This is a genomic window from Metasolibacillus meyeri (assembly GCF_003049505.1).
Classification (GTDB): Bacteria; Bacillota; Bacilli; order Bacillales_A; family Planococcaceae; genus Metasolibacillus; species Metasolibacillus meyeri.
The window spans coordinates 1-5195 of the sequence record NZ_PYWN01000195.1 but is presented as its reverse complement, the minus strand read 5'-3'; the positions used below and the strand labels follow the sequence as shown (position 1 = coordinate 5195).

Annotated in this window: 6 protein-coding genes; 1 reads left to right on the top strand and 5 read right to left on the bottom strand. The window is 39.2% G+C overall.

The window, feature by feature from the left end; all coding sequences use genetic code 11:
* Positions 1 to 229: 229 nt before the first annotated feature.
* From C9J34_RS20585 to C9J34_RS20570, 4 genes are all read right to left on the bottom strand, one after another.
* Positions 230 to 1096 carry a 2-oxoacid:ferredoxin oxidoreductase subunit beta gene (locus tag C9J34_RS20585; RefSeq protein WP_107842044.1) on the bottom strand — a complete coding sequence of 289 codons (867 nt, stop codon included), beginning with the start codon at positions 1094 to 1096 and terminating at the stop codon, positions 230 to 232.
* Positions 1097 to 1098: 2 nt separating this feature from the next.
* Complete coding sequence (locus tag C9J34_RS20580) at positions 1099 to 2832, bottom strand: 2-oxoacid:acceptor oxidoreductase subunit alpha (protein ID WP_107842043.1); 1734 nt, start codon at positions 2830 to 2832, stop codon at positions 1099 to 1101.
* A 219-nt stretch (positions 2833 to 3051) separates the two neighbouring features.
* Complete coding sequence (locus tag C9J34_RS20575; protein ID WP_107842042.1) at positions 3052 to 3444, bottom strand: hypothetical protein; 393 nt, start codon at positions 3442 to 3444, stop codon at positions 3052 to 3054.
* Between the two features lie 87 nt (positions 3445 to 3531).
* Positions 3532 to 3798: a stage V sporulation protein S gene (locus tag C9J34_RS20570; RefSeq protein ID WP_042472077.1), complete on the bottom strand. Its 267-nt coding sequence runs from the start codon at positions 3796 to 3798 to the stop codon at positions 3532 to 3534.
* 133 nt (positions 3799 to 3931) lie between these two features.
* Between C9J34_RS20570 and C9J34_RS20565 the strand changes: the two genes are divergently transcribed.
* Positions 3932 to 4219: an RNA polymerase alpha subunit C-terminal domain-containing protein gene (locus tag C9J34_RS20565; RefSeq protein ID WP_193769118.1), complete on the top strand. Its 288-nt coding sequence runs from the start codon at positions 3932 to 3934 to the stop codon at positions 4217 to 4219.
* A 19-nt stretch (positions 4220 to 4238) separates the two neighbouring features.
* On the opposite strand, the gene C9J34_RS20560 is transcribed toward C9J34_RS20565, so the two are convergent.
* On the bottom strand, positions 4239 to 5036 hold the full coding sequence (locus tag C9J34_RS20560; RefSeq protein WP_107842040.1) for a TIGR00282 family metallophosphoesterase: 798 nt from the start codon (positions 5034 to 5036) through the stop codon (positions 4239 to 4241).
* Positions 5037 to 5195 lie beyond the last annotated feature (159 nt).

The following is a 5195-nucleotide window of genomic DNA, read 5'->3' as shown; positions in this document are numbered from 1 at the left end:
CTGTATCTGTCGCGTTGCTTTCGATACAAAAAGAATTTGCTGAACTAAGATAAATACTTTCATAAAAATACCTTTGAACAACGCTTCTCTTATCCATTTTAAAAGTGAGTGTGCCAACATTTTCCCCCTGTTAAAACAAAGATATTTTTTATAAATGAAGAATCGTTTCAACAAAAAAGCAAAAGGTATTTGAAAAGTGGTACGTTAGACCACTTTTCAAATACCTCTTCTACATGAATTCTTTTACTAATTGATTAAATTGGTCTTCTGATAAGCTAATATCAATATCTGTTAATGGTAACTCTGAATAGCCTATTATTTTTTCTTGATAAGAAGTTGTTTCTTGGTCGTGATAAATAATGCCCGTTACAAGCCCTTCTTTTTCCATTACTGTTTGCATAGCTAATGAACGGTTTGTATGGTCATAGCTTTCAATCTCAGACAGCTTCGTTAAGTTTTCTTTAAACCAGTCATATGTGTTCACTTTATTATATGTGACACATGGTGAAAAGACGTTAATAAACGAGAAACCTTTATGGTTTAAACCTGCTTCGATTAAGGCTGTTAGCTCTTTAATGTCTGTTGAAAAGCCTTGTGCCACAAATGTTGCACCGCTTGTTAACGCAACTTCTAATGGCTTTAATGACGGCTCAATCGCTCCACCTGGCGTTGATTTTGTAATAAAGCCCGCTGCTGAGCGTGGCGATGTTTGCCCTTTTGTTAAGCCATAAATTTGGTTATCCATAACGATATACGTAATATCGATATTACGGCGAATCGCGTGAATGGTATGCCCCATGCCAATCGCGAAACCGTCACCGTCGCCACCTGATGCGATAACCTTTAAATCTTTATTGGCCATTTTCAAGCCTTGTGCAATCGGTAAAGCACGACCATGAATGCCGTGGAAACCGTATGAATTAATATAGCCTGAAATACGACCCGAACAGCCGATACCAGAAATAACCGCTAATTCATGTGGCTCATAACCTACGTTTGCAGCAGCACGTTGAATCGCTGCTTGCACTGAGAAGTCACCACAGCCTGGACACCAGTTAGGCTTCACTGCGTTACGAAAATCTTTAAATGTTGCCATGATTAAATCTTCTCCTTCACTAAGTTTGTTAGCTCACGCGGTAAAAATGGCGTACCATCGTATTTTAGAACCGTTGTTGTTTTTGCATGTGCCCCAATATTCATTTTCAAAATATTTGCGAGCTGACCTGTCGCATTGTTTTCAACAACGATAATTTTCTTCGCCTTATCTGCTAACTGTGCCATTTCATCTGCTGGGAATGGGAATAGTAGACGAACATGTGCATGGTTTGTTTTAATACCTTCTGCATTTAATGTTTCTTGCACCTCTTCAATTGCGCCACGTGTTGAGTTAAAGCCTACAAGTAAAATATCCGCTTCCTCATGCGGTGCATTGACATAGATCGGTGTATCAAATTGTAAATAGTTTAGCTTACGCATACGCTTATCCATTTGTGTACGACGGTTGCCTGTCGCTTCAGATGGCTTCCCTGTTTCATCATGCTCTACACCTGTTACGTGGTGAATACCACCCTTTGTCCCTGGTAAAATACGTGGTGAAACGCCATCCTCTGTATTTTCGTAGCGTCTGAAATAATCTTTTGATTCCGTATCTTCTAATGCATCTACGATTTTGCCACGCTTAATTTCAATTTTGCTGTAGTCAAATGGCGCGACTGTTTGCTTTCCTAATGATAGCTGTAAATCCGTCATTAAAATAACAGGTAGCTGCAATTGCTCTGCAATATTAAACGCTTGGATTGTATCGAAAAACGCTTCTTCCATTGTAGAAGGGGCGATGACCACTTTCGGAATTTCACCGTGCGTGCCATAGAGCATTGCCATTAAATCAGATTGCTCCTGTTTTGTTGGTAAACCTGTCGATGGTCCACCACGCTGTGTATCAATAATAACAAGCGGTTGCTCTGTCATACCAGATAAACCAATCGCCTCAACCATTAACGAAAGTCCTGGCCCAGCCGATGCTGTAAATGAACGTACGCCGCCATAGTTCGCACCGATTGCCATCGTTGCAGCCGCAATTTCATCCTCTGTTTGAATCACTGCACCACCAACGACTGGCAGTTTTTTAATCATATATTCCATGATTTCAGATGCTGGTGTAATTGGGTATGCCGCCATAAAGCGAGAACCTGCTGCCAATGCACCAAGTGCAATCGCATCGTTTCCAATCATGAATAAACGGCGTTGACCGTCAGCAGGTGCTAAAGCCCATGCGCCAACACGGTCACCGATTTGTTCAGTAATGGCTTGGCGACCTTTTTGAATTGCCTCAATGTTTTTCGCAACAACTTCCTCACCTTTGCGTCCGAAAATTTCTTCTACAACGCTTTGGAAGACAGATTCATCTAAATTTAGCAAGGCCGTCGTTGCACCGATTGCCACCATATTTTTCATTAATGATGTACCAAGCTCTGTTGCGATTTCTGTAAAGGGTACCGCAAATAATGGCGCAATACAGTCTTCAGGCGCTACTGGCTCAAAGCGCGCATCAGCTAAAATAATACTTGTTGGTGTTAGCTCTTTATAATTGACATCAATCGTTTCCTGATCGAACGCGACTAAAATATCTAAATCGTCCGCAATCGAACGCACCTCTGTCGGACGTACTGTAATTTTATTATTCGTATGGCCACCTTTAATACGAGAAGAGAAATGACGGTAACCGTATAAGTGGTAGCCTAAACGGTTCATCGCAGTTGCGAAAATTTCACCAGTACTTTCAATACCTTCCCCTTGTTGCCCACCGACTTTCCATGAAAGCTGATGTAACATTATAAACATCTCCTTAAATTCCGTTTTTATCTTGATTCAGCAAGCTCACTGTCTTTGCAAGAAGTGAGTGTACGCCCTTAAAAAATTTTTAAGACGCAATTGATATATGATTTTCCTCCATTAGTTTAACACGAACGCGGTGTCTGTACTATTGTAAATATGTAATTCTACAAAAATTCAGTCCTTTGGCTGACAAAAAGTCTAGTTTTTAGATAGGTTTTATTTACTTAGCAATTTATAATAAACCCCAAAAATAAAATATAAGCTAATAGCGCCAACTAATACAAAACTAATAATTAAGTATTTTACGATTTCAATAGGTAAATGTATACTTAAAAATTGAGTGCTAATTAAATAGTATGCTGCGCTAAAGACAATGAAAATATGGACGACAAAAGAATAAACAGCAAGTCGTTTTTTCTGAAAATGGAAAAATAGCATCGTTAATAAATAGCAAGGCATCACAAAAATAAAAAACAATAATATTCCAATATGTATTGTCGCTGTTTCCTGCAGATCAGCATCATATATGTTACTGAGCGCAAAATAGCAAAGCAAGCTAATCACAAGTGCAATAATTGGATTGACAATAATGAAAAAGGGTGTTTTCATTCGCCTTGCTCCTCTCAATTTTTCTAATGTATAAAGCACGTAAAAAAGCCGCCAATTTAGCTCTTACTAAATTGACGACTTTGTACATTATCGGTTTCTTTTTTCTACAACTAACTTGAGTGCTGTTCGATCTTCCCCTGCAATCGTAATATCTGCAAATGCTGGTGCGCAAATTAAATCAGTGCCACTTGGTGCTACAAAGCCTCTAGCTATTGCAACAGCTTTGACGGCCTGGTTGAGTGCTCCCGCTCCCACTGCTTGCATTTCTACGAAGCCTTGCTCTCGAATGACGGCAACCAATGCACCTGCAACAGAATTTGGATTTGAGCGAGATGATACTTTTAATGAATCCACAACTATTCCTCCCCATTTTGCATGATCGAGACAACTTTTTATTTATTGTCTGTAGGTCATTGTATGCTTGATTCGAATGGAACATGACAAATAGAATGAATTTACTGTATATTTTATAAAAGGAAGGTGACTAATCATGAGAGAAACAACGTTACGCATTTGTGAAAAAGGGCATCGCTATTACAAAAAGACCGATTGCAATACTTGCCCAAAATGCGAGCAAGAAAAGAAACCAGTAGAAGGCTTTTTAGCAAGACTTTCCTCCCCAGCTCGTAGTGCACTAATCCATGAAGGCATTACGACGTTAGAGCAGCTCGCACAACATACGGAAAAAGATATTTTAAAACTGCACGGCATTGGTCGTGCATCCATTCCAACGATGAAAGCCGCTTTAGAAGAAAAAGGGTTAAGCTTTAAGTAAAAAGCTTACCCTCTTTTCATTATGGCTTAAACGGATAATCCTCGTTGATGTAAATGCGTTCTTGGCGCATTGCCTTACCTGTTTTGTCATTGACTTCAACAAAAAAAGCACTTAGCACTTCGCGTCCCTTTTTCGGTACTTCAAAGCGCGATGGCATATTCGTTTGAAACTTATAAATAACGCTTTCCTTCGTCATACCTAAAATTTCATCGTAAGGTCCTGTCATGCCAACATCTGTAATGTAGGCTGTACCGTTCGGGTAAATGCGAGAATCTGCCGTTTGTACATGTGTGTGTGTGCCAACGACCACTGATGCTTTCCCATCCAAATGCCAGCCCAATGCAATTTTTTCACTCGTTGCTTCCGCATGGAAATCAACAAAAACAAGCGGTGATATTTTTTTTGCCTCTGCAACTAGTTCATCCGCCATAGCAAATGGATCCTCATGCGGCGGTAAAAATACACGCCCATGCAAATTAATAACAGATAATGTTACATCATTTTTCGTAATTTGGGCTATCCCTCTCCCAGGGGCATCCTTAGAAAAATTAGCTGGGCGAATTAAATAATCTACATCATCAATAAAATCAAAGATTTCTTTATTATCCCAAGTATGATTACCCATTGTAATCATATCAATTCCCATTTGTAATAATTCATTATAAATATTGCGTGTAATGCCACGTCCTGCTGCTGCATTTTCTCCGTTCGCAATCACAACATCCACCGCATATTTATTTTTTAAGCGTGGTAAATATTTTGCCACGGCATCTCGTCCAATTGAGCCAACAATATCACCAATAAATAAAATTTTCATTTTTTATCAATCCATTTCTAACACATATTTTATACCTTTACGTAAAACAGGGACTCTTGAGAAAATTGAAACCACCTCTGATACAATAATCTTTCCTATCTCATTATCAATTACGCCTCAGCGTAATTGCGTCGGGATTTTGAATTGTGCTTGCACTTA

Bases quoted from the DNA above. Each gene is read 5' to 3' on its own strand.
- C9J34_RS20585 (WP_107842044.1), bottom strand. From the start codon at position 1,096: ATGGCAACATTTAAAGATTTTCGTAACGCAGTGAAGCCTAACTGGTGT.
- C9J34_RS20580 (WP_107842043.1), bottom strand. From the start codon at position 2,832: ATGTTACATCAGCTTTCATGGAAAGTCGGTGGGCAACAAGGGGAAGGT.
- C9J34_RS20575 (WP_107842042.1), bottom strand. From the start codon at position 3,444: ATGAAAACACCCTTTTTCATTATTGTCAATCCAATTATTGCACTTGTG.
- C9J34_RS20560 (WP_107842040.1), bottom strand. From the start codon at position 5,036: ATGAAAATTTTATTTATTGGTGATATTGTTGGCTCAATTGGACGAGAT.